Annotated in this window: 17 protein-coding genes and 1 riboswitch; of the genes, 8 read left to right on the top strand and 9 right to left on the bottom strand. The window is 67.1% G+C overall.

Annotation, left to right across the window (positions count from 1 at the left end):
• Positions 1-2: 2 nt before the first annotated feature.
• Genes bcsB through bcsP form a run of 3 tightly spaced genes read right to left on the bottom strand, consistent with a single transcriptional unit; the run spans position 3 to position 5637 of the window.
• On the bottom strand, positions 3-2294 hold the full coding sequence (bcsB, locus tag PJW05_RS07915) for a cellulose biosynthesis cyclic di-GMP-binding regulatory protein BcsB (protein WP_271411166.1): 2292 nt from the start codon (positions 2292-2294) through the stop codon (positions 3-5).
• The gene (gene bcsA, locus PJW05_RS07910; protein ID WP_442969215.1) at positions 2291-4474 is read right to left on the bottom strand and encodes a UDP-forming cellulose synthase catalytic subunit; all 2184 of its coding nucleotides are present in this window, start codon (positions 4472-4474) and stop codon (positions 2291-2293) included. The genes bcsB and bcsA overlap by 4 nt, the downstream gene beginning before the upstream one ends.
• Complete coding sequence (bcsP, locus tag PJW05_RS07905) at positions 4471-5637, bottom strand: cellulose biosynthesis protein BcsP (protein WP_271411165.1); 1167 nt, start codon at positions 5635-5637, stop codon at positions 4471-4473. Before bcsP ends, bcsA begins: the two co-directional genes overlap by 4 nt.
• Positions 5638-5982: 345 nt before the next feature.
• Here bcsP and PJW05_RS07900 point away from each other — a divergent pair, with 345 nt between their 5' ends.
• Positions 5983-6321, top strand: a complete 339-nt coding sequence (locus PJW05_RS07900) for a tryptophan synthase subunit beta (protein WP_271411164.1) — start codon at positions 5983-5985, stop codon at positions 6319-6321.
• Positions 6322-6457: 136 nt separating this feature from the next.
• Here PJW05_RS07900 and PJW05_RS07895 read toward each other — a convergent pair whose 3' ends face one another.
• Entirely contained in the window at positions 6458-7009 is a 552-nt protein-coding gene (locus tag PJW05_RS07895; protein ID WP_271411163.1) for a hypothetical protein, read from the bottom strand.
• A 306-nt stretch (positions 7010-7315) separates the two neighbouring features.
• A riboswitch (guanidine-I (ykkC/yxkD leader) is annotated at positions 7316-7415 on the top strand.
• Between the two features lie 64 nt (positions 7416-7479).
• On the opposite strand from PJW05_RS07895, the gene PJW05_RS07890 reads away from it, so the two are divergent.
• The 7 genes from PJW05_RS07890 to PJW05_RS07860 all read left to right on the top strand — a co-directional run bounded on the left by PJW05_RS07890 (position 7480) and on the right by PJW05_RS07860 (position 17317).
• Positions 7480-8547, top strand: a complete 1068-nt coding sequence (locus PJW05_RS07890) for a putative urea ABC transporter substrate-binding protein (protein ID WP_271411162.1) — start codon at positions 7480-7482, stop codon at positions 8545-8547.
• A gap of 112 nt (positions 8548-8659) precedes the next feature.
• Complete coding sequence (locus tag PJW05_RS07885; protein WP_271411161.1) at positions 8660-9475, top strand: ABC transporter permease; 816 nt, start codon at positions 8660-8662, stop codon at positions 9473-9475.
• Positions 9472-10269, top strand: coding sequence for an ABC transporter ATP-binding protein (locus PJW05_RS07880; protein WP_271411160.1), 798 nt, complete (start codon positions 9472-9474; stop codon positions 10267-10269). The genes PJW05_RS07885 and PJW05_RS07880 overlap by 4 nt, the downstream gene beginning before the upstream one ends.
• Positions 10270-10284: 15 nt before the next feature.
• Positions 10285-11013, top strand: coding sequence for an urea amidolyase associated protein UAAP1 (locus PJW05_RS07875; RefSeq protein ID WP_271411159.1), 729 nt, complete (start codon positions 10285-10287; stop codon positions 11011-11013).
• A gap of 10 nt (positions 11014-11023) precedes the next feature.
• A complete protein-coding gene (locus PJW05_RS07870) occupies positions 11024-11659 on the top strand; it encodes an urea amidolyase associated protein UAAP2 (protein WP_271411158.1) in 636 nt (211 codons plus the stop codon).
• Between the two features lie 236 nt (positions 11660-11895).
• Positions 11896-15507 carry an urea carboxylase gene (gene uca / locus PJW05_RS07865; RefSeq protein WP_271411157.1) on the top strand — a complete coding sequence of 1204 codons (3612 nt, stop codon included), beginning with the start codon at positions 11896-11898 and terminating at the stop codon, positions 15505-15507.
• Between the two features lie 316 nt (positions 15508-15823).
• On the top strand, positions 15824-17317 hold the full coding sequence (locus PJW05_RS07860; RefSeq protein ID WP_271411156.1) for a sensor domain-containing diguanylate cyclase: 1494 nt from the start codon (positions 15824-15826) through the stop codon (positions 17315-17317).
• Positions 17318-17441: 124 nt separating this feature from the next.
• Here the strand turns inward: PJW05_RS07860 and modC are convergent, their stop codons facing one another.
• The 5 genes from modC to PJW05_RS07835 all read right to left on the bottom strand — a co-directional run bounded on the left by modC (position 17442) and on the right by PJW05_RS07835 (position 22092).
• Complete coding sequence (modC, locus tag PJW05_RS07855; RefSeq protein ID WP_271411155.1) at positions 17442-18527, bottom strand: molybdenum ABC transporter ATP-binding protein; 1086 nt, start codon at positions 18525-18527, stop codon at positions 17442-17444.
• 4 nt (positions 18528-18531) lie between these two features.
• Positions 18532-19218 (bottom strand): molybdate ABC transporter permease subunit, encoded by a 687-nt coding sequence (gene modB / locus PJW05_RS07850; RefSeq protein WP_271411154.1) that lies wholly within the window; start codon positions 19216-19218, stop codon positions 18532-18534.
• A 65-nt stretch (positions 19219-19283) separates the two neighbouring features.
• Complete coding sequence (locus PJW05_RS07845; protein WP_271411153.1) at positions 19284-20330, bottom strand: GGDEF domain-containing protein; 1047 nt, start codon at positions 20328-20330, stop codon at positions 19284-19286.
• A gap of 56 nt (positions 20331-20386) precedes the next feature.
• Positions 20387-20779: a lactoylglutathione lyase gene (gene gloA, locus PJW05_RS07840; protein ID WP_271411152.1), complete on the bottom strand. Its 393-nt coding sequence runs from the start codon at positions 20777-20779 to the stop codon at positions 20387-20389.
• A gap of 95 nt (positions 20780-20874) precedes the next feature.
• Positions 20875-22092 carry an argininosuccinate synthase gene (locus PJW05_RS07835; RefSeq protein WP_271411151.1) on the bottom strand — a complete coding sequence of 406 codons (1218 nt, stop codon included), beginning with the start codon at positions 22090-22092 and terminating at the stop codon, positions 20875-20877.
• Positions 22093-22124 lie beyond the last annotated feature (32 nt).

The raw sequence follows: 22124 nt of genomic DNA, 5'->3' as shown, positions 1-22124 counted from the left end.
CCTCAGTCGCTCAGGCGGGCCCGGGCACGGGCCCGCAGGCTGACGAAGAGCAGCAGGCTGATCAGGCCCACACCCAGGGCGGTGACCAGCAGCAGCAGGCCCAGGTGGCGGGACATCAGCCATTGCAGGTACTTGAACCAGCCGAGGTGGCCGACGAAGTACTGCTCGTCGGCCACCAGGGAACTGACCTGCTTGCCGTTGATCACGGCCAGGCTGCCCTGGATCGACTCCTTGTAGTCTTCGCCGCCGATCAGCGCGGCGGTGACGTCGGACAGCCTGTCCGGGCTGCCGCTGGCGATCACCACCACGCTGCGGCCGCTGTCCAGCGGCGACTCGAAGCCGCTCAGGTAGGCGCTGGCGGTGCCGCCACGGGTGGTGAGGCTGGCGTGGGCCTGGCGCAGGTTGGCGCGCTCGTCGCTGCTGAACCAGTTGCGCATGCGGTAGACCAGGTCCGACAGCTCGAAATGCTGCTGGTCGCCGTCCAGGCTCGCCGGCAGGTGCGCCGCCCAGCGCTCCAGCAGGGGCTGGTTGCTGCCCGAGGCGAACACCAGCAGGTCCTTGCCCTTGAGCGCCGCCTCGTCCTCGGCCCGGGCCACGGTCAGCGCGGTGGCGGGCAGGCCGGTGGACTCACCGAAACGGCCGAGCACGGTGAGGAACGCCGAGAGCTCCTCGACACCGGCGCCCTCCGGCAGCACCACGGCGGACTCCGACAGGTCGGCCATGCGCGTGAAGGGGAAGCCGGTGCTCTGGAACACACCCAGGTTGGGCATGGCGATGAAGTGGTCGTAGCCGCTGAGGTCCAGGGTGGAGTCCGGCTCGATGACCCCGCGCATGTTGTCGATGATGATGTCGCGGCATTCGCCCTGCTTGATGTAGTCGTACATGAAGCGCAGTTGCAGGGCCGACTGCAGCGGCAGGCTGTCCAGCGGCAGCAGCAGGTCGGTTTCACGGATCAGGCTGTCGTCGGACTGCAGCCGGGCCAGCAACGGCTCGTCGTCCTTCAGGCGCTCCAGGGACGGCAGCGGCAACGACTTGACGAACTTGCCGCTGACGCTCACCAGCAGCGACGAGTTGGTCGAGACCGGCTGCGGCGTGTAGCGGTACTTGAGGTGCAGCGGCACGCCCGGCTGGCGCCAGTTGAACAGGTCGGGCGGCAGGCGCAGGTCGACGCTGATGGTGCCCGGATCGTAGCCGGAGACGCTGAGGCGCTTGGCGTCGATGAGTTCGCCGATCCGCACCGGGCGGTCGCTGGGCAGCCAGTTCGGCGCGTCATAGGGCTTGCGCGGCGCCAGGCTGTCGATGCGCTCGATGGTCACGCTGGCGCCGGACAGGGCGCGGTTGCCGCTGACCAGCGCACGGGCGGCCTGCTTGAGCTGTTCGCCGTCGCGGCCGGCGATCACCAGCAGCTTGCCGTAGGGATCGCTGGGGTTGGCCATCAGCGTCAGGCTCGGGGCGTCGCCCCGGGGTGCCTCGATACCGGCGATGCCGGCGTCGCCGCCGAGCAGGACGATGGCGTTGCCCTTCTCCGGCAACTGGCCGACGCTCACCGGGAATTTCGCGCCCCGGTAGCTGGCCAGGGCGCCGAACCAGGAGGACACCGCGGCGGCGGCCTCCAGGCTGCGCTCGTCGGGGTTCGCGGCGAATACGAAGGGCAGCTCCAGCAGGCTCGCGTCGCGCGGGTCGAAGAACGGCAGCGGCAGGCGGGCGAGGTCGTCCGGCAGGCTGATGGGGGTAACCCGCAGGTCCAGTTGGCTGCCGTTGTTGATCTTGGCCCAGAGGCTGGAGTGCAGCGGGTCTTCGCACTGCATGGTGTAGTGGCCGATCAGCTGCAGGCTGAGACGGTTGAACTCGGTGATCAGGTGCGCCGGGATATCCACCACCTGCGTCTGCGGCGTGCCGGCGGTTTCCTTGGGCAGCGCCAGGCTGGCGGCGACCTGGTCGTTGACCAGCACGTTGATCTGCGACAGGTCGCTGAGCAGGGCCGGCGAGTAGCTGTATTCGAGGTTGAGGGAGGCGCCGGTCACCACCTGGTCGGCGCGCACGTCGAAGCTGACGCTGTCGCTGCCTTCGATGCCGCGCAGGTTCATCGGGTAATTCGCGCCCAGTTGGCGCAGGGTGTAGCGGTAGCTCAGGCCGGCATCGGCCGGCGCGGCCTCGGCGGGCGCGCTCGTCGCGGGATCGGCGACGGCAGCGGCCTCTTCCGCCCCGGCGGGCGTGGCGCTGGCCAGCAGCAGCGGGACCGACAGGGCCAGCCCGAACCAGACGGAAGACGTTCCGTTGCGCTGGAGACTCATGAATTCCTCGCTTGGGTTTTGGCTGCAAGGGCCAGTGAACGGAGACTGCGGGCCAGTTCGGCGAAGCTGGCCCGGGACAGCAGGCGGATGCCGCGCCAGCCGATGCCGGAAACCTCGCGCAAGGCGCGCAGGGGGGTATCCACCGCGCCCTGGCCCCAGGTGGCGGCCCAGGTGTCGGCGCGGGAGAAGGTCATGCGGGTCAACTCGCGCTGCTGCCGCAGGTCGAGGTCGACGAAGTTCAAGCCCAGGACCTGGCCACGGGCGAACACCACGGTGGCCGGGAACACGCCTTCCTCGGCATCGCGGAACAACGAGACCTGGACGTTCTCGCCGCGCTCCACCCGCACGCCTTCGGGCAGGCTGATGCCGATGCCGCTCTGGGAGAAGTCGTTGGTGTGGCAGACCACGGTCTTGCCGTTGGCCAGGCCGAGGGTGGCCGGCAGGCGGGCGTACACACGCGGTTCCGCGCGGATCTGCCGGGCCTCGGCGGCGACCGCCACGGCGGCGGAGCTGATGACGATGTTGTACAGCGTCCACATCAGGTTGATCAGCAGGGTCACGGCGTCGGCGTCCGGGTCGCCCCCCAGCTTGACCAGGCCGACCAGGGCGCCGAACAGGTTGAGCAGCAGCACCAGGATGTAGGGACGGGCCATCTTCCAGTCGAAATAGCTCTGGTCGATCACCCCACCCTTGGCGGTCACGTTGAACTTGCCGAGCTTGGGGTTGACCATCGCCAGCAACACCGGGCGCATGATGTACCAGGCCAGCACCGTCTCGTAGACCTCGTTCCAGAAGGAATGGCGGAAGCGCCCCTGGATGGTGGAGTTGGTGACGCTGGCGATGAGGATGTGCGGCAGCGCGTAGGCCATGATCAGCAGCGCCGGCGCCTGGAATATCTGCGCCTCGAACACCAGGTAGGCCAGCGGCGCGGTGAGGAACACCAGGCGCGGCAGGCCGTAGAAGAAGTGCAGCATGGCGTTGAGGTAGCACAGCCGCTGGCCGAGCTTGAGCCCCTTGCCCAGCAGGGGGTTGTCGGTGCGGAAGATCTGCGCCATGCCCCGCGCCCAGCGGATGCGCTGGCCGATGTGGCCGGACAAGCTCTCGGTGGCCAGGCCCGCTGCCTGGGGCAGCGCCAGGTACGCGGTGTTGTAGCCCAGGCGATTGAGCTTGAGCGCGGTATGGGCGTCCTCGGTCACGGTTTCCACGGCGATGCCGCCAACCTCTTCGAGGGGACCGCGCTTGATGATCGCGCAGGAGCCGCAGAAGAAGGTGGCGTTCCACAGGTCGTTGCCGTCCTGCACCAGGCCGTAGAAGAGTTCGCCCTCGTTGGGCACTTCGCGGAAGGTGTCGAGGTTCTTCTCGAAGGGGTCCGGCGAGAAGAAGAAGTGCGGTGTCTGCAGCAGCGCCAGCTTCGGGTCCTTGAGGAACCAGCCCATGCCGATCTGCAGGAAGGAACGGGTCGGCACGTGGTCGGCGTCGAAGATGGCGATGTATTCGCCGCCGGTCTGCTTCAGCGCGAAGTTGAGGTTGCCGGCCTTGGCGTGGCTGTTGTCCGGGCGAACGATGTAACCGATCCCGGCGGATGCACAGAAGGCGCGGAACTCCTCGCGGCGGCCGTCATCGAGCACGTAGACCTTGAGCCGGTCCTTCGGCCAGTCGATGGCCTGGGCGGCGAAGGCGGTCAGTTTGATGATGTCCAGCGGCTCGTTGTAGGTGGGAATGTAGAGGTCGACGGTGGGCCACAGGCTGCGGTCCGCCGGCAGCGGATAGGGCCTGCGCTGCAATGGCCAGGCGGTCTGCAGGTAGCCCAGCAGCAGCACCAGCAGCGCGTAGAACTCGGCCAGCACCAGGCCGTAGCCGAAGACCATGTCCAGCGGGTCGTCGAACCCCAGGGAAGACGTCAGGCGCCAGTACATGTAGCGCAGCGAGGCGATGACCGAGAGCACGATCATCGCCAGGATGGTCAGGCGGTTGGCCCGGCGCCGCAGCAGCATCGCGGCCCCCATGCAGACGGCCGAGAACAGCAGTTGCGATTCCAGCTCCAGGGGCACCGCGACGATGACGCAGAGCAGGCCGAAGGCCAGCAGCGCCAGGCTCCGGTAGCAGGCTGGCCGACTCAGCAGCCGCATGAGACCGGAGGCCGGCGCCAGGACGCCGGCCCTTTGCGCCGGTGCGGTCATGCCGGTTGTCCGTGTCGGACGTGTGTCGCCAGCCGGCCGATCAGGGCCTGTGCGCAATGGAGGATGTCATGGCACCCGCGGCCGTGCGGGTCGTAATCCAGCACACTGCGGTTATAGGCCAGGGCCTCGGTAATGGACTGGTCGCGGTGCACCGCACCCACCACCCGCTTGCCCAGCAGGCCGTGCATGATCTGCGCGATGTCCTTGTTCAACTGCCGCGAATTGTCCACCTGATTGATCAGGTAGGCGTTGCCGAGGAAGTCGTCGCGGCCAGCGGTGTAGCGTTCGATCAGCTTGTCGATCATCGGCAGTGCCGTGTAGGACGCGGCGTCGGCCAGGCTGACCACCAGGGCGATATTGGCCACCGACAGGGCCTGGCGCAGGTACGGCGACGGCCCCGGCGGGGTGTCGACGATCACCACGGCGCCCTCGGCCAGTTGCAGGTCGTGCAGGCGTCGGGCAAGCCAGAAGGGGTCGGTCTCCAGTTGCTCTTCGAAGTCGCGCCGCTGGTCCTCGTCCACCAGGCCGTGGGGCAGTACGAAGACACCGTTCATGCTCGGCACGCCCAACTCGCGCCAGTCGCGCCCGGACTGGGCGATGCCGGCGTCGAGCGCCGCCGGTGACAGGTCGGTGGCCGGCTGGAAGTGGTGATGCAGGGCGTTCTGCGGATCGAGATCGAGCGCCAGCACCGGTTGCCCCACCCGCTGCAGGGCCGCGGCCAGATTGGCGGCCAGGGTGCTCTTGCCGACCCCGCCCTTGGCCGATACCACGGCGATGATCTTGAGGTGATCCAGTTGCGGCCGGACGTGATCGACCGGCCTTTCACGACGGACCTCCTCGCGGCCTTCCTGGGCCAGCTTGGCCAGCAGCCCCTGCAGGCCAGCGGCGGACCAGGCCGAGGATTCGGCAACGGGCGCCGCTTGCGGAACCTGCGGGGCAGGCGGAATCACCGGCTCGATACGGGGCTCGGGCGTGGCAGCGGGCTGGCCGAACAGGCCACTGCGCTGGCCGTCACGGGAGGGCGACTGGGGGTCGGCCGCCGAGACGACTGGCCAGCGGCTGTGGGCATCGTGCTCGTCATCGCGCCGGGAAATCTCCTGGTACTGGTCGACACTGCCGCCGAAATGCTTGAACAGGTTGGAAATATCGCTCGATACGCTCATGTCAACACTTCAGGTTTGTATGGCGGCAGAGATTCAAGTGACCGAGCCAAAAATCTCGCGTCAATAAACCATCATTTCTCTTATTCTTACGCGGAATTACGTCAATTCTACAGCGGAATTAGAAATTGATGTCAACTTGATATTGTGCTTACACCTGTCCACTGAACGGCGTTTCCTCCACGGAAATCGCGCCCTCCAGCGCCACTCCGGCGCACCGCAGCGACGAACGGCCGCGAAGCCCGGATCGACGGCAGCGCATTGCCCGACCGGCGGGTCGACGAACGGGCGGGACCAAGGGGCAGCAACTAACCTTGTGCGAGCGATCTCGAGGAGGGGGCAGGAGCGATGCTGTATATCCAGCGTGATGCGGAAGGACGCCTGGTGCGCGTCGAGACCACGGCATTCGACGGCATGAGCGGGACGCTGCCCGCCGAAGACCAGGAATTGCGCGCGTGGTACGCCGGCCAGGCGGCCCAGGTCAGCCTGGTGCAATTGCAGCAGAGCGACCTGGACATGATCCGCGTGCTCGACGACCTGATCACGGTGCTGATGGACAAGGGCGTCATTCGCATCACCGACCTGCCGCCGGCCGCCCAGTCCAAGCTGCTCAGCCGCAGCCAGGCGCGCGAAGCCCTGGGTGGCATCTCGCACCTCATCGATGATGGCGAATCGGGGCTGATCTGAACCCGGCGCCGCCGCTACCCCCTGACGACGCGCGGAGTTCATCCGCCTGTGGCGTGTTCAGCCCCTCCGCGTGCAGCCGGTCACCGGCTGCGCGGGAGTTGTGACAAGCGTCTTGCCGAACGCCGAAAGCGCTGGCTCAGCGACGCTGCTGCAGCGACCAGTTGCTGCGGTTGTTGTAACGGGGATTGTTGTGCGGGCGCGCCTCGTAGCCCGGCTGCACCCGGTACTGCTGGCGGTAGCCGGATTGACGGTGGCTGGGCTGTTTGTAGTGGGGCTGGCGATAGCCGGGCTGCGGGTCGTTGCGGCCCCAGGTCTGCAGGCGCGGCGTGTAGTCGTGTCGGCGTTCCTGGAAGTTGTCCTGGCGCGGCTGGTAATAGCGGCGATCATGCCGGTACGGGTGGTCATTGTCCTTGTAGCGCTTGTCATAGCGCTTGTAGGGCTTGTCGTAGTAGTCCTTGCGACCGTCGTAGTGGCGACGGTCGTAATGGCGACGCTCGTGGTAACGGTCGTCGTAGCGCTTGTCGACGATGTAATAGGAGGCACCGGGCGGATCGTAGTAATACCGGTGCGCCCGGTAGTCGTCGGCACCGTAGTAGCGGCGGCTGGGGTAGTTGTTGTCGTAGTCGTAGACGGCGCAGCCGCCCAGGGTCAGGCTGAGTACGGCAAGGATGAATGATCGGTAGGACATGGCGGCCTCCTTCGACCGCGAGGGACGGCGCAGACAAATGTCGGCGACTGGGATGGCTCCCACTGCGTTGGACAACACGTCCTACAGAACAGCACTCGGCATCTGTCGGAAAAATCCGTTGCCAGTTGTTGCTGCGCACCAAGTTGACGCCCGACGCCCCATGAGCGGGCACCCGTTCCCGCTCCGAATCACCCCGACTACAGCGAAAGGCCCACGCCAGAGCCCTCGAACCATCTTGGCACGGCCTTCGCTTTGCTTTTGGTGTGCAGGAGCTGCCCGGACCACCGGGTCCACGCACCACAATTTGCAATGGCTGGCTAGGGTTCCGGTCCGCGCAGGCGGATGACTGGTCCGAGAGCTGGCGACCTCCAGCGAGGTTACACGGCGGGACAAAAGCCCGGGAGAACGCGCCCCTTTGCAGGGAAGTGCCGCGCAGCTCCGCCCGCCCTCAACCGAACCGGAGGTTCTCCATGCGCAAGTCCCGTCTGTTCGCCCTCGCCCTTGCCGGCCTCGCCGCCGCCCTCAGCTTCAATACCGCCGCTGCCCAGAAGGACAGCTTCAACGTGTGCTGGACCCTCTACGCCGGCTGGATGCCCTGGGAGTACGGCGCCACCCAAGGCATCGTCGACAAGTGGGCGAAGAAGTACGGCATCGAGATCCAGGTCACCCAGCTCAACGACTACGTCGAATCCATCAACCAGTACACCGCCGGCCAGTTCGACGGCTGCACCATGACCAACATGGACGCCCTGACCATTCCGGCCGCCGGCGGGGTGGACAGCACCGCGCTGATCGTCGGCGACTTCTCCAACGGCAATGACGGCGTGGTGGTCAAGGGCGAAGGCAAGACCCTGGCCGACCTCAAGGACATGCCCATCAACCTGGTGGAACTGTCCGTCTCCCACTACCTGCTGGCCCGCGCCCTGGAGCGCGCCGACCTCTCGGAAAAGGACGTGCAGGTGGTCAACACCTCCGACGCCGACATCGCCGCCGCCTTCGACACCCGCGAAGTCCAGGCGGTGACCACCTGGAACCCCATGCTCGCCGAGATCACCGCCAAGCCCGGCACCAGCCTGGTATTCGACTCCAGCAAGGTACCCGGCGAAATCATGGACATGATGGTGGTGAACACCGAGACGCTGCAGGCCAACCCCGCCCTGGGCAAGGCACTCACCGGCGCCTGGTTCGAGATCGTCGCACTGATGAATGCCGGCACCGCCGAAAGCGCCGCCGCCCTGGAACACATGGCCAAGGCCTCCGGCACCGACCTGGCCGGCTACCAGTCGCAATTGGCCGCCACCCGCCTGTTCCAGACCCCGGCCGACGCCCTGGCCTTCGTCACCAGCCCGAAGCTGCCGGCGACCATGGACAAGGTGGCCAGTTTCTCGTTCAACCACGGCCTGCTGGGTGAAGGCGCCAAGGACGCCAACGCGGTGGGCATGAGCTTCGCCAAGGGCGTGGTCACCGGCGACAAGGGCAACGTCAAGCTGCGCTTCGACCCGACCTACGTGCAGCTCGCCGCCGACGGCCAGCTCTGACCGCAGGCTGGCGCCGAGCGCGGCGAAGCCCAACGAACGTCCGGATACCCGACGATGTTGGGCCCCGTTCCTCGGCGCCAACCTACCCGCTCCACCTATCCGAGTACCCGTCATGCGCCTGATCAACCGCCAACCGGACCGCGCCGGACGCCTGATCCTGGTCCTGCTGCCGTTCGCCCTGTTGCTGTTGGCCTACTTCAGCGGTTCGGCGACCCGACTCGCGGAGAACCCCAACGACAAGCTGCTGCCCAGCGCCGTGCAGATGGCGGATGCGGTGGAGCGCCTGGCCTTCACCGAGGACAAGCGCAGCGGCAACTACCTGTTCTGGCAGGACAGCGCTTCCAGCCTCAAGCGCCTGGCAATCGGCCTGTCCATCGCCGCGCTGCTGGGCCTGGCCCTGGGGATCGCCGCCGGCACCCTGCCGCTGTTCGGCGCGCCGCTGTCGCCGCTGCTGACGGTGCTGTCGATGGTCCCGCCACTGGCGATCCTGCCGATCCTGTTCATCGTCTTCGGCCTGGGCGAGCTGTCCAAGGTGATGCTGATCGTCATCGGCATCGCCCCCTGCATCGCCCGCGACCTGGAACAGCGCGCCCGGGAAATCCCCCGCGAGCTGCTGATCAAGGCGCAGACCCTGGGCGCCAACACCTGGACGCTGATCCTCCGCGTAGTACTGCCGCAGCTCATGCCGCGCCTCTTGATCTCGCTGCGCCTGGTGCTGGGCTCGGCCTGGCTGTTCCTCATCGCCGCCGAAGCCATCGCCTCCACCGATGGCCTGGGCTACCGCATTTTCCTGGTCCGCCGCTACCTGGCCATGGACGTGATCCTGCCCTACGTGGCGTGGATCACCCTGCTCGCCTGGCTGATGGACCTGGGCCTGCGCCAGCTCACGCGGCTGGCCTTCCCCTGGTACGAAGGAGCCAAGGCATGAGCTTCATCAGTGTCCGCAATGTCTGGCAGCGGTATGACGACCAGGTGGTGCTGGAGAACCTGAACCTGTCGGTGAACGAAGGCGAGTTCTGCACCCTCGTGGGCGCCTCCGGCTGCGGCAAGTCCACCTTCCTGCGCATGCTGCTCGGCCAGGAAAGCCCCAGCCGCGGCCAACTGCTGCTCGACGGCCGTCCGCTGGTGGCCGAACCCGACGCCAGCCGGGGCGTGGTGTTCCAGCGCTACTCGGTATTCCCCCATCTCAGCGTGCTGGACAACGTCGCCCTCGGCCTGGAGCTGCCACGTTCGCCGCTGCTCGGCCGCCTGTTCGGCAGCGCCAAGCGCGCGGCCCGTGACGAAGCCGCCGCCATCCTCGCCAAGGTCGGCCTCGCCCATGCCCTGGACAAGTACCCCAGCCAGCTTTCCGGTGGCATGCAGCAGCGCCTGGCCATCGCCCAGGCGCTGGTGATGAAACCCCGCGTGCTGCTGCTGGACGAGCCCTTTGGCGCCCTCGATCCCGGCATCCGCAAGGACATGCACGAACTGTTGCTGGGCCTCTGGCAGGAAACCCGGCTGACCGTGTTCATGGTCACCCACGACCTCGCCGAAGGCTTCAGCCTGGGCACCCGCCTGCTGGTGTTCGACAAGGTGCGCCAGGACCCGCAGGCCCCCAACGCCTACGGCGCGCGCATCACCTACGACATTCCCCTGAACGCCGACCGCCGCGCCGCCCGCGCAGCCGTCGAGGCCCTGCCCGAGCGGCTCGCCGCCGCCCTGCAGCCCGCCACAGCCCACTGACGAGGAACCTGCCCCATGAGCGACCCCCTGGCCCTGCGCCCCACCCTCTATGAAGAAACCGTCCCCGGCGGCGGCCACACCTCCTTCGTGCTGAAACGCGGCCAGTTGCTGCGCATCACCGATCTCGAAGGGGGCGCCAATGTCAGCCTGCTGCTGCTCAATGCCATCGACAAGAGCGAGCGCCTGAACCTGCCGGACACCCTCAAGTGCCAGCACACCGCCAAGCTCAGCGCCGGCCATTGCCTGTACTCCGACATGGGCCGGGTGCTGGCCGCCATCACCGCCGACACCTGCGGCTGGCACGACAGCTTCGGCGGCGTGCTGAACGCCGATGAGGTGCACGAGAAGTACGGCGCCGGCCGCTACCAGGAACTGCGCAACGGCTTCTTCCGCAACGGCGCGGACAACCTGCTGGTGGAAATGGGCAAGTGGGACCTCAACCTGCAGGACCTGCTGATGTGCCTGAACCTGTTCAGCAAGGTGACGGTGGACGGCGACGGCTGCTTCCGGTTCGAACCGGGCAATTCCAGCGCCGGCGACTACATCGAGCTGTACGCGCCGATGGACACGCTGGTGGTGCTCACCGCCCTGCAGCACCCCATGGACCCGAACACCGCCTACGCGCCCAAGCCCGTGCAGCTGTCCTGGCACCAAGTGCAGAACGACGGCATCACCCTGCTCTGCCGCACCTCACGCCCGGAAAACGCGCGCGGCTTCCACAACACCGAACGCCTGTACATCTGAGGACCGCCCCATGCACCCGATCCCCAGCGAAAAACACCCCGAAGCCGCCGCCTACCGCGCGGTCATCGCCGCCGGCGAGCCCTTCCTGACCGAGGTGAAGGCCGGCCAGACCCTGCGCCTCTCGGACCTGGAAGGCAACCAGGCGGTGGACACCCTGTTCTACAACGCGCGCAACCCGCGCGAGCGCTACGACGTGCAGCGCACCCTGCGCAAGCAGAACCGCGTCTACCTCGGGCCAGGCAGCGTGCTCTGGTCCAACCTCGGCAACCCCATGCTGACCATCAGCGCCGACACCTGCGGCCGCCACGACACCCTCGGCGGCGCCTGCGCCCAGGAGAGCAACACCGTGCGCTACGCCCTGGACCGGCGCTACATGCACAGCTGCCGCGACAACTTCCTGCGCGCCAGCCTGCACGACGGCCGCCTGAGCAAGCGTGACCTCGGCGCCAACATCAACTTCTTCATGAACGTGCCGGTCACCCCCGAAGGCGGCCTGACCTTCGAGGACGGCATCTCCGCCGCCGGCAAGTACGTCGAGCTGGTCGCGCACATGGACATCATCGTGCTGATCTCCAACTGCCCGCAGCTGAACAACCCCTGCAACGGCTGGAACCCGACGCCGGCGGAGGTGCTGGTATGGGACTGATCCGCCTGCGGCGGTGGCTCTTCCTGCTCTGCCAGAGCCGCTCCGGCCAATGCCTGCGAGACACCCCCGTAGGATGGGTAGAGCCTGCAAAACCCATCGCTCCGGATTGATGGGTTTCGCTCCGCTCGCGGAACGCCGCCCGACCCATCCTACGAAACCTCCAGCCATGCTCCGCGGACGACCGTGGTGCTGACCGAATACCGGCGGGACGACCCACCACTCATGGGGAAAACCTCATGTTCGAAAAACTCCTGATCGCCAACCGCGGCGCCATTGCCTGCCGCATCCTGCGTACCCTGCGCCAGCTCGATGTACAGGGCGTGGCCGTGTACTCCGAGGCCGACGCCGCCAGCCTGCACATCCAGCAGGCGGACCAGGCCATCAGCCTGGGCGACGGCCCCGCCGCCAGCACGTACCTGGTGGTGGACAAGATTCTCGCCGCCGCCCGCGACAGCGGCGCCAGCGCCATCCATCCCGGCTACGGCTTCCTTTCCGAGAACGCCGCCTTCGCCGAAGCCTGCGAGGCCGCCGGCATCGCCTTCGTCGGCCCCACCCCGGAACAGCTGCGGGTATTCGGTCTCAAGCACACCGCCCGCGCCCTGGCCAAGGCCAATGGCGTACCCATGCTGGAAGGCACCGAGCTGCTGGAAAACCTCGATACCGCGCTGGCCGCCGCTGACCAGGTGGGCTACCCGGTGATGCTGAAAAGCACCGCCGGCGGGGGCGGCATCGGCATGCGCGTGTGCCGCTCAGCCGTGGAACTGAGCGACGCCTTCGAGGCCGTGAAGCGCCTGGGGCAGAACAACTTCAGCGACGCCGGCGTGTTCATCGAGAAGTACATCCCGCTCGCCCGGCACCTGGAGGTGCAGGTGTTCGGCGATGGCCGGGGCGAGGTGCTGGCCCTGGGCGTGCGCGACTGCTCGGTGCAGCGGCGCAACCAGAAGGTGCTGGAGGAAACCCCGGCCCCCAACCTGCCCGCCGGCATGGCCGATGAACTCTGCGCCGCCGCCATCAAGCTGGCGAAAGCGGTGAACTACCGCAGCGCCGGCACCGTGGAGTTCGTCTACAACAGCGAAGCCGAGCGCTTCTACTTCCTCGAAGTGAACACCCGCCTGCAGGTGGAGCACGGCGTCACCGAACAGGTCTGGGGCGTCGACCTGGTGCGCTGGATGATCGAACTGGCCGCCGGCACCCTGCCGCCGCTGGGCGAACTGGGCACGGCACTGAAACCCGCCGGCCATGCCATTCAGGCGCGGCTCTACGCCGAGGACCCGGGCCGCGACTTCCAGCCCTGCCCCGGCCTGCTCACCGCCGTCGCCTTCCCCGAGGCCGACGGCCAGCACCTGCGCATCGACACCTGGGTGGAAGCCGGCTGCGAAATCCCGCCCTACTTCGACCCGATGATCGCCAAGCTCATCGCCTGGGCGCCGACTCGCCTCGAGGCCAGTGCCGCCCTCGACCGGGCCCTGGCCGAAACCACCCTGTACGGGGTGGAAAGCAACCGCGACTACCTGCGGCAGATCCTTGCAGACACCCCCTTCGCCAGCGGCTCGCCCTGGACCCGCTGCCTGGAAGGCCTGCGCTACAAGGCCAATACCTTTGAAATTCTGAGCGCCGGCACTCAGACCACAGTGCAGGACTATCCCGGCCGCCTCGGCTACTGGGCCGTCGGCGTACCGCCGTCCGGTCCCATGGACAACCGCGCCCTGCGCCTGGGCAACCGCCTGCTGGGTAACGCCGAGGGCGCCGCCGGGCTGGAAATCACCATGAGCGGCCCGAGCCTGCGCTTCAATTGCGATGCCGTGGTGGCCGTCACCGGCGCACCCATCCCGCTGACCCTCGACGGCCAGCCGCACCCCATGGATACCGCCCTGTTCGTGCCCGCCGGCACCACCCTGGCCCTGGGCACCCTCGCCGGCGGCGGCGCGCGCAGCTACCTGTGCCTGCGCGGCGGCTTGCAACTGCCGGACTACCTGGGCAGCAAGAGCACCTTCACCCTCGGCCAGTTCGGCGGCCATGCCGGCCGCGCCCTGCGCGCCGGCGACGTGCTGCACCTGGCGCCGCTGACCGATGCCAGCCACGGCGCGAGCCTGCCGCTGGCCCAGCGCACATCGCTGCCGGCGGTGCGCGAGCTGCGGGTGATCTACGGCCCCCACGGCGCACCGGAATACTTCAGCCCGGCCTATATCGACCGCTTCTTCGCCACCGACTGGGAAGTTCACTTCAACTCCAGCCGCACCGGCGTGCGCCTGATCGGGCCCAAGCCGGAGTGGGCGCGCGAAAGCGGCGGCGAGGCCGGCCTGCATCCGTCCAACATCCACGACAACCCCTACGCCATAGGTGCCGTGGACTTCACCGGCGACATGCCGGTGATCCTCGGCCCGGATGGCCCCAGCCTGGGTGGCTTCGTCTGCCCGGTGACGGTGATCGAAGCCGACCTCTGGCAACTGGGTCAGTTGAAGGCCGGGGACAAGGTGCGCTTCGTGGCGGTGAGCATCGACGATGCGCGGGAACTAGCCCAGGCACAGGACCCTTGCGTAGCCCGGATGCAAGCCGGGAGCACTGCGCCAAGGGTGCCCCGGATTGCATCCGGGCTACAGTCTCCGATCGTGCTCGACCTCGGTGAAGGCGACAAGCGACTGGTGGCGCGCCTTTCCGGCGACACCCACCTGCTGCTGGAGATCGGCGCGCCGGAGCTGGACCTGGTGCTGCGCTTCCGCGCCCATGCGCTGATGCAGGCGCTGGAGGCCCAGGCCCTGGACGGCGTGATCGACCTGACCCCCGGCATCCGCTCCCTGCAGGTGCACTACCAACCCGAAACCCTGCCCCTGCACAGCCTGCTGGAAACCGTCAGCGGGCTCTGGGACGACGTCTGCGCCGCTGGCGACCTCAAAGTGCCGTCGCGCATCGTGCACCTGCCGCTGTCCTGGGACGATCCGGCGTGCCAGTTGGCCATCGAGAAATACATGACCACGGTGCGCAAGGACGCCCCCTGGTGCCCGAGCAACCTGGAGTTCATCCGCCGCATCAACGACTTGCCGAACCTCGATGAAGTGCAGCGCACCGTGTTCGAGGCCAGCTACCTGGTGATGGGCCTGGGCGACGTTTATCTGGGCGCGCCGGTGGCCACGCCCCTGGACCCGCGCCATCGCCTGGTGACCACCAAGTACAACCCGGCGCGCACCTGGACCGCCGAGAACTCGGTGGGCATCGGCGGCGCCTACCTGTGCGTCTATGGCATGGAAGGCCCCGGCGGCTACCAGTTCGTCGGACGCACCCTGCAGATGTGGAACCGCTACCGCGACGTCGCTGCCTTCGACGGCAAGCCCTGGCTGCTGCGCTTCTTCGACCAGATCCGCTTCTACCCGGTCTCGGCCGGGGAGCTGCTGAACATCCGCCGCGACTTTCCCCTGGGCCGCTTCCCGCTGCGTATAGAAGAGACGGAGCTGTGCCTGGCCGACTACCAGGCCTTCCTCGCCCGCGAGGCGGACGGCATCGCCGCCTTCCGCGCCCAGCAGCAGGCGGCCTTCAATGCCGAGCGGGAACGCTGGATCGCCTCGGGCCAGGCCCATTTCGAAAGCGACGAGCCGGCGCCGGACCTGGGCGAAGACGCGCCCCTGGGCAGCGGCCAGCACGCGGTGGAAAGCCATATCGCCGGGAACCTCTGGCAGGTGCAGGTGGAAGAAGGGGCCAGCGTGAAGGCCGGCGACACCCTGGTGATTCTCGAGTCCATGAAAATGGAAATCCCCCTCACCGCCCCGCGCGACGGCGTGGTGCGCGAAGTGCGGGTGCAGCCCGGCTCGCCCGTGCGCGCGGGGCAACGGGTGGTGGTGCTGGAAGAAGCCTGACAACCGCGCCGTGCGGGCAGCGGCCCCTTGTGGAGGCGATTTCAATCGCCAGGCAGACCGCCGGTCTGCCCTTCTGGCGCCAACAGGGGCAGCTGCGCTGCCCTTGGCGAATGAATTCGCCCCCTGGGTGTTCCAGGCGCGCAATCGGCCGTTTGCCCATCCCGCCGAGCGGCCCTACATTTCAAGCGGCACCGACGCAAAAAGCCGGTCAAGGAAAAGGGTGAACCGCCGATAGCATGACGCCAAGTACCCGTCCGTGACGCCCGTACCAAGCGCACGCTAGCATGACGCCACCAGTCCGAGATCAGGTTGTCCGATGCCGTTACCAGAACACACCAAGCAAAGTCATCTCCCGCTGGTACTCGCCCTGATTCTGTTGCTCGGCGGCGGTTTCCTGGCCACCTCGCTGGTCAGCTATCAGGCAGCCCTGAAGTCCATCCGCAGCAGCATCGTCAACACCGAGCTGCCACTGACCTCGGACAACGTCTATTCGGAAATCCAGAAGGACCTGGTCCGCCCCATCCTGATTTCCTCGATGATGAGCCGCGACACGTTCGTGCGCGACTGGGTGATGCGCGGCGAAAAGGACGTCGAGCAGATGACCCGCTACCTGCGCGAAATCCAGGAGCACTACGGCGCCTTCACCAGCTTCTTCATTTCCGACCGCAGCCTGACCTATTACCAGACCAAGGGCGTGCTCAAGCAGATACGCCCGAACGAGCCGCGGGACATCTGGTACTTCCGCGTGCGAGACCTGAAGGAGCCCTACGAGATCAACGTCGACGTGGACATGGCCAACCAGGACCGGCTGACCATCTTCATCAACTACAAGGTGTTCGACTACGACGGCAAGTTCCTCGGCGCCACCGGCGTGGGCCTGACGGTGGACGCGGTGGTCAAGCTGATCGACGAATACCAGCGCCGCTACCAGCGCAGCGTCTACTTCGTCGACACCGGCGGGCGCATCGTCCTCACCGGGGCGGATGGCGGCCCGATGGGCGCACGGATCGGCCAGAGCCTGGCCGAAGTGCCGGGCCTGAACGACCTGCAGGCCAGGCTGAGACGCCCGCAGACCGGCAAGTTCGAATACCAGGAGCGCGGCCGCGACCACTACCTGAACGTGCGCTACATCCCCGAACTGGACTGGTACCTGTTCGTCGACAAGTACGAAGACGGCATGCTCGCCAACCTGCGCAATACCCTCTACCTCAACCTGCTGATCTGCCTGCTGGTCACCGTCGTCGTGCTGGTGTTGCTGGTCCGCCTGATGCGCCGCTACCAGCGCAGCATCGCCGCGCTGGCCACCACCGACAGCCTGACCGGCCTGCCCAACCGGCGCGGTTTCGAACTGCTCGCCGGCCAGGCGCTGCAGGAAGCTCGCCGCGACCGCAAGCCGCTGGCCGCGCTGCTGCTGGACCTCGACCACTTCAAGATGCTCAACGACACCTATGGTCACCAGGCCGGCGACCAGGTGCTGCAGGGCTTCGCCCAGAACCTGCGCGATGGCCTGCGCCAGTCGGACATCATCTGCCGCTGGGGCGGCGAGGAGTTCATTGTCCTGCTCAAGGACACCGGCCATGCCACGGCACACCAGCTGGCGGAGAAGGTCCGTGGCGACGTGGCCGCCCAGCGCTACCCCTTCAAGGGCGTGAACCTGCAGGTGAGCACCAGCATCGGCCTGGCCGAGATGCACCCGGACGACTCCCTGGACAGCCTGATCGGCCGCGCCGACCGTGGTCTCTATCGGGCGAAGCAGTCCGGCCGCAACTGCGTTTGCGTGGAGCCCTCCGGCAACCACGACGTCCTGTGACGCGTGGGAGCGGATTGGCCCCGTCGTAGGGCGGAGCCACGAAGCCTATCGGGTCGACCGCACGGGTTTCGCTCCGCGCTCCCCATCCTGCGTGCAGGGCCGCAGGGTGGACCGCGGCAAACGCCTACGCCAGCAGCGCCACCGACTTGATCTGGGCCCAGAGCGCCTGGCCGGGATGCAGGCCCAACTGGTCGCGGGAGAAGCGCGTGATGCGCGCCAGCATCGAGGTGCCCTCCACCTCCAGGCGCACCAGCACGTGGGCGGGGTTGGCCGCGGGCGTCTCTTCCACCACCCGCGCCGGCAGCAGGTTGAGGATGCTGCTGTCACGCTGTCTTTCCAGACTCAGGCTGACGTCTCGCGCCAGCACCCGGAACCGCAGGGTGCGCCCCTCGACGACCGGAGAATGGGCCACCCGCACACTCAGCTCGCTGCCGGGCAGCGCGAGGGTCAGCAACTGGTAGCCGGCGTCGAACCCACGCACCCGCCCCTCGATCACCACGCCCGCCTCGTCCTCCTGGGCGGTGGGCAGGTCCAGGCGCGACAGGGTCTGGTCCAGCGGGCCGCTGGCGAGCACCTGGCCGTTGTCCAGCAGCACCAGGTGATCGGCCAGGCGCGCCACTTCGTCCGGCGAATGGCTGACGTACAGCAACGGGATATCCAGTTCGTCATGCAGGCGCTCCAGGTAAGGCAGGATCTCGCCCTTGCGCTTGAAGTCCAGGGCCGCCAGGGGCTCGTCCATCAGCAGCAGGCGCGGACTGGTCAGCAGGGCGCGGGCGATGCCCACGCGTTGCCGCTCGCCGCCGGACAGGCCGCCCGGCATGCGCTCCAGCAGGTGACCGATGCCCAGCAACTCCACCGCCTGGTCCAGGTGCACGCGCCGCGCCCGCGCCGGGATGCGCCGTTGGCCGAACTCCAGGTTGCGCCGCACCGAGAGGTGCTCGAACAGGCTGGCCTCCTGAAACACATACCCCAGGGGACGCTTGTGGGTAGGCAGGAAGTGGCCGCGAGCGCTGTCCTGCCAGACTTCGCCGTTGATTTCCAGGAAGCCCCCGGCAGCCCGCTCCAGGCCGGCGATGCAGCGCAGCAAGGTGGTCTTGCCGGAGCCGGAATGGCCGAACAGCGCGCTGACGCCCCGGCCGGGCAGGTCGAGGTCGGCGTCGAGGGAAAAACCGGAGAGTTGCAGGTGGAAACGCGCACGGATCGATTGCATGGGCTCAGGTCCAGCCGGGTTTCAGGCGCCGGCTGGTGTTCAGCGCCAGCAGGATGAGGAAGGAGAACAGCAGCATGCCGCCGGCCAGCCAGTGGGCCTGGGCATATTCCATGGCTTCGACGTGGTCGAAGATCTGCACCGAAACCACGCGGGTCTTTTCCGGGATATTGCCGCCGATCATCAGCACCACGCCGAACTCGCCCACCGTGTGGGCGAAGCCGAGGATGGACGCAGTGACGAAACCCGGCCGCGCCAGGGGCAGCACCACGCTGAAGAAACTGTCCCAGGGACCGGCACGCAGGGTCGCGGCCACTTCCAGCGGACGCTGGCCGATGGCGCTGAAGGCGTTCTGCAGCGGCTGCACCACGAAGGGCATGGAATAGATCACCGACCCCACCACCAGGCCAGCGAAGGTGAAGGGCAAGGTGCCGAGGCCGAGGCTCTGGGTGAAGTGGCCGATGAACCCGTGTGGCCCCATGCTCACCAGCAGGTAGAAGCCGATGACGGTGGGCGGCAGCACCAGCGGCAACGCCACTACCGCGGCCACCGCCCCCTTCAGGCGCGAGCGGGTGCGCGCCAGCCACCAGGCGATGGGCGTGCCCAGCACCAGCAGGAGCAAGGTGGTCAGGGTAGCCAGTTCGAGGGTCAGCCAGATGGCGGCCAGGTCGGTGCGATCGAGGGGGAGGCTCATGGATTGCCCGGGGAATCAGTTTCGCTGTATGGCGAACTATATAGCGGAGACCTGCGGTCAGCCAGTCAGGTGCCACCCCATCCCGGACCGCTGCGTTGCAGGGCGTTGTCCGCTTCGTAAAGCAATTGTTCGAGGCCCTGGCCACGGGTCGACTCGGCATGCCCGATGCGCAGGTCCAGGTTCTGGTTGGTCGCCCGGTTGAAGGCCCCCAGTCCCGCGCGCAGGCGCTGCAGGACGGCGCTCGCCTCGCCGTAGCCAGTGGCCAGCACGAGGAACTCGCCACCGCCGAGCCGGGCCAGCAGGTCGTCGCGGCGAAACTGCGCGCGCAGCATGCGCGCGGCCGCCAGCGGCAGGTTTTCGCCCGGCCCGCTGTCGTGGCTCTCGACCTCCAGGTGAAGCACCAGGCAAGGCGTGCCCTGCTGGCGCGAAGCGCTCAGCAGTTCGGCGGCGTGATGCAGGAAACCCAGCCGGTTGTGCAGACCGGTGAGTTCGTCGGTCATGGAGAAGCGCTGGATATCCTGCTCGACCCGTTCGCGTTCGCAAGCCTCTTCATAGAGCAGACGATTGGCCGCGACCAGTTCCTGGGTGCGGGCGACGACCCGCTGTTCCAGTTCGTCGTACAGCCGGACGTTTTCCATGGCCACCGAGGTGGAGTCCGCCAGCGCCTGCAGCAGGCCAACCTCGCGCGCGCTGGCCAGGCGCGGGGTGGCCCAGTAGGTGCCGATCGCCCCCACCGGTGCCAGGCTGCGGATGGGCACCATGACCAGGCTCTTGACGAAGGTAGGCCGGTAGGCGTCGTGGGGAATGCGCGGATCGACGTAGATGTCGTCGATCACCGCCGGCTCGCGGTTGAGCATCGCCCAGCCGCTGATGCAGGTTTCCATGGGGAAACGCAGGCCCTTCCAGAGCGGCGAGATGGCGTCCTCGTCCTTGTAGAAACAGCGATCGCCATCCCGCAGCACGAAGGTGGCGCCATCGGCGCCCACCAGCTCGCGGGCGGCGCTGCGCACGATTTCGGCGATACGGTCGAGATCGCGGGCCAGGGACAGTTCCTGGATGGCCCGCACCAGGCATTCGAGGTTGCGTTCGTAGCTGACAACGTCACCATCCATGGATCCATGCCTCCATACCGGGGCAAGTCGCCCAGGTTTCATATCAGCACAGCACGTCAGTCGTTGCGAGAGGGGGACAGCAATTCGATCTTGTAGCCGTCCGGGTCCTCCACGAAGGCGAGGATGCTGGTGCCGTGCTTCATCGGGCCCGGCTCACGGGTGATCTTGCCGCCACGGGCGCGAATGTCCTCGCAGGCCTTGTAGACGTCGGCCACTTCCAGGGCGATGTGGCCGTAGCCGGTGCCCAGCTCGTACTGCTCCACACCCCAGTTGTAGGTCAGCTCGATCACGCTGTTGTGGCCCTCGTCGCCGTAGCCGACGAACGCCAGGGTGAACTGGCCGTCCGGATAGTCCTTGCGGCGCAGCAGGGTCATGCCCAGCACTTCGGTATAGAAGGCGATGGATTTGTCCAGGTCGCCGACACGCAGCATGGTATGCAGCAGTCTCATCGATTCTTCCTCATCGGTTGCCCGCGATCCCGGGCGCTGTAACGACGAACCCCGGCTCGTGGCCGGGGTCCGTGGGCTCATGGCTTACCAGCTTATCAGAACAGCTTGCGGCCCTTGCCAGCGGCGATGCGCATGCGCAAGGCATTGAGCTTGATGAAGCCCGCGGCATCGGCCTGGTTGTAGGCGCCGGCATCGTCCTCGAAGGTGGCGATGTTGGCGTCGAACAGGGAGTCGTCGGACTTGCGGCCGACCACGATGACGTTGCCCTTGTACAGTTTCAGGCGCACCACGCCATTCACGTTGGTCTGGGAGGCGTCGATCATCTGCTGCAGCATCAGGCGCTCCGGGCTCCACCAGTAGCCGGTGTAGATCAGGCTGGCGTACTTGGGCATCAGCTCGTCTTTCAGGTGGGCCACTTCGCGGTCCAGGGTGATCGACTCGATGGCGCGGTGGGCCTTGAGCATGATGGTGCCGCCGGGGGTCTCGTAGCAGCCACGGGACTTCATGCCGACATAGCGGTTCTCGACGATGTCGAGGCGGCCGATGCCGTTCTCGCCGCCGATGCGGTTCAGCTCGGTCAGCACCTGGGCCGGGGTCATGTCCTTGCCGTCGATGGCGACGATGTCGCCGTTGCGGTAGGTCAGCTCGATGTAGGTCGGGGTGTTCGGCGCGGCTTCCGGGGACTTGGTCCAGCGCCACATGTCCTCTTCGTGCTCGGTCCAGGTGTCTTCCAGCACGCCGCCTTCATAAGAGATGTGCAGCAGGTTGGCGTCCATGGAGTACGGGGACTTCTTCTTGCCGTGACGCTCGATCGGGATACCGTGCTTCTCGGCGTAGTCCATCAGCTTCTCGCGGGACAGCAGGTCCCACTCGCGCCAGGGGGCGATCACCTTCACGCCCGGCTTGAGGGCGTAGGCGCCCAGCTCGAAACGCACCTGGTCGTTGCCCTTGCCGGTGGCGCCGTGGGAGATGGCGTCGGCACCGGTCTCGTTGGCGATTTCGATCAGGCGCTTGGCGATCAGCGGACGGGCAATGGAGGTGCCCAGCAGGTACTCGCCTTCATAGATGGTGTTGGCGCGGAACATCGGGTAGACGAAGTCGCGGACGAACTCTTCGCGCAGGTCATCGATGTAGATTTCCTTGACGCCCAGGGCCTGGGCCTTGGCGCGGGCCGGCTCGACCTCCTCGCCCTGGCCGAGGTCGGCGGTGAAGGTCACCACTTCGCAGTTATAGGTATCTTGCAGCCACTTGAGGATCACCGAGGTGTCCAGGCCACCGGAATAAGCCAGGACAACCTTCTTCACGTCCGCCATGCCATCAACTCCACGGGGGTTGTACGAAAAAC

It is taken from the genome of Pseudomonas sp. Q1-7, assembly GCF_028010285.1.
Lineage (GTDB): Bacteria > Pseudomonadota > Gammaproteobacteria > Pseudomonadales > Pseudomonadaceae > Metapseudomonas.
The sequence above is the reverse complement of the archived record's forward strand: the minus strand, read 5'-3'. Positions and strand labels throughout refer to the sequence as shown.